The organism is Vibrio sp. V03_P4A6T147, from assembly GCF_002241085.1.
Lineage (GTDB): Bacteria > Pseudomonadota > Gammaproteobacteria > Enterobacterales > Vibrionaceae > Vibrio > Vibrio anguillarum.
Genome location: NZ_NDIO01000351.1, coordinates 1 through 2,386 on the forward strand (window position 1 = coordinate 1; position 2,386 = coordinate 2,386).

Consider the following 2,386-nt stretch of genomic DNA (forward strand, 5'->3'; position numbering starts at 1 on the left):
CAAATGTTCTCGCTCTTTTGTCAGACGATAAAACTCCGCTGCTTTTGAAACGATCAGTTTTAGGTTTTCGTTATCCCATGGTTTGCCAATATAGGTATGAATTCCGCCGGAATTTACTGCCCTGACGGTTGACTGAATATCACTATATCCAGTAAGCAGGATACGAATCGTCTCAGGATATAATTCTTTTGATTTTGCGAGAAAATCGGCACCATCCATCTCTGGCATCCGCATATCAGAGATAATAATAGAGACCTCATGTTGCTCTAAATATTCCAAGGCTTCCTTTCCGCTATTAAAAGAAACTATGTCATAATCTGTACGCAAAACCCTCGTTAGTGATTTTAGAATTTCGCTCTCATCATCTAGCAGCAGAAGGCTAAGTCTATCACCACCAATCGCTATTTTTTGTGCGACATTTTCCATCGTTCCTCCTCCATTCTAGACAAATAACTGACCACGTCGTCTGATGATAATGCCTGACTCACCAAATGCCCCTGGATAATGGAACAACCCAAGGTTTTCAATTTATCCGCTTGCTCCTGAGTATCAACCCATTCGGCGATCACTCCCATTTCAAGTGATTCAGCACTGTCTATCATTGCCCTCAGAATAACTTCATTGGACGCTGATTTGCCAATTGCTTGAACAAATCGTCCATCAATTTTAAGTACATCGAAAGGCATTTCGCACAGATATTCATAGCCCGCATATCCAGTTCCAAAATCATCCAGTGCACAGCTCAATCCCAACCCTTTCAGTTTACTGAGTTCTTGTTTCGCCTGAATAAAATCCTCAATAAAGTCATGCTCCGTTATCTCTATTGACAAGTTATTCAAACCGCAACTGAGCTTTGTAGTTAGCTTAGTCAATAATTCGTAAAATTGCCCATTTATCAACATGTTCCCAGGCACATTAACACTGATATTTCGATCTTTAATTAGTTTCTGATGTTGTTTGATGAACATCAGTACGTCTTCCAATATTTTTTCGGTCAACACTTTAGTTAAACCATACTGCTCAATTATGGGTAAGAAACTGGCTGGATATTGCCACTCATTCTCAACTGTTTTGCGCCTAGCTAATGCTTCAAATCCACAAACATCACCAGTTACCGTCGATAGTTGCGGCTGATAAAACGCGCAGAAATAGCGTCTATCGATATCGTTTAATACGGAAAATAGCGCCAATAACTCTCGGGATTGAGGATCATTATCGAGCCCGTAAATCGGCAGTTGATGGTGCAAACGTACTCGCGAGCGTTCATTAAGGTCAGCAATAGATATATCATCGACTTGATGCAACGATTTGACATCACAGAGCAAAACCGTGTATCTGGTTTTAATAAGATGTGTGTCGACTTCAACAGGCTGAGAGAGTCGCGAACATAGGCGCATCACAACTTGATAACCTTTGGGGCTGTATGGAATGCACATAAACAGCTTATCTTTGTAGCGATATATGGTTTCCGGCTCTGTATTACCATCACTCAGATGCCACGCCAGCGTTTTAATAAATTGATTACCAAGCGCTCCGCCGTATTGATGGTTAATTTCGTCTAGATTAGCAATATTCACCATGACCAAAGCGTATGAGGAGTCACCATGTTTTTTCAATTCGATAATCTGTTCATCTAACGTACGCCGGTTTTTTAAGTTCGTCAGCACATCACTACCTAGCAATGCTTCACGCTCCAATAAACTCAAACGTATGGTTTCAATCAGCTCCTCTCTATCCCATGGTTTTTGGAGAAAACGATGCAATTTCCCTTCGTTCAAAGCACGAGACAAACCTTTGATGTCAGCTTGACCAGATAGAATAATGGTTACAACATGAGGATACTGATTGCGAATATTGACGACCAGCTCTGTCCCATCCATATTAGGCATTCGATAATCAGAAATCACAATTTCGATAGGGTGCCGCTCTAAAATAGTCAGAGCCTCAAGGCCGCTACTCGCACAATGAACCACAGAAAAATGCGGTTTGAATTCACGAGTTAAAGCTTTAAGTACCGCTGGCTCATCATCTACAAGCAGAATTTCTTTATATCGGAACATACAATTACCCCAATCCTTTCATCGAATGATGAGGTGCAACATAAAGCGGTAAACGAATATAGACGCAGGTTCCTTGACCTATCGTCGACTGAATTTCAATTTTTCCGAGGTGCTCTTCTATGATTTCTTTCGCAACCGATAATCCAAGTCCTGCGCCATCACCGATACGCTTGGTGGTAAAAAAAGGATCAAAAACGTACACTAAATCTTCCGGACAAATGCCTTTACCGTTATCGCATACCGATAGACAGACACTAGATTTATTCTCGATTAATAAGCTGTTTTCCATATATAAGGCGACAGTGACTTCACCATCAGTATGAGAG

At 41.1% G+C, this 2,386-nt stretch carries 3 protein-coding genes; all 3 read right to left on the reverse strand.

Annotated elements, in window-relative coordinates:
- The coding region (locus tag B9J84_RS13750) for a response regulator (RefSeq protein WP_143698871.1) at nucleotides 1-426 on the reverse strand (426 nt) is incomplete at its 3' end.
- Complete coding sequence (locus tag B9J84_RS13755) at nucleotides 402-2,060, reverse strand: EAL domain-containing protein (protein WP_094124374.1); 1,659 nt, start codon at nucleotides 2,058-2,060, stop codon at nucleotides 402-404. The genes B9J84_RS13750 and B9J84_RS13755, both read right to left, overlap by 25 nt.
- Nucleotides 2,061-2,064: 4 nt before the next feature.
- The coding region (locus B9J84_RS13760; protein WP_143698872.1) for a sensor histidine kinase at nucleotides 2,065-2,386 on the reverse strand (322 nt) is incomplete at its 5' end.

What these genes read in the sequence shown, in the direction of transcription:
- B9J84_RS13755 (WP_094124374.1), bottom strand. Translation starts at nt 2,060, where the DNA reads ATGTTCCGATATAAAGAAATTCTGCTTGTAGATGATGAGCCAGCGGTA.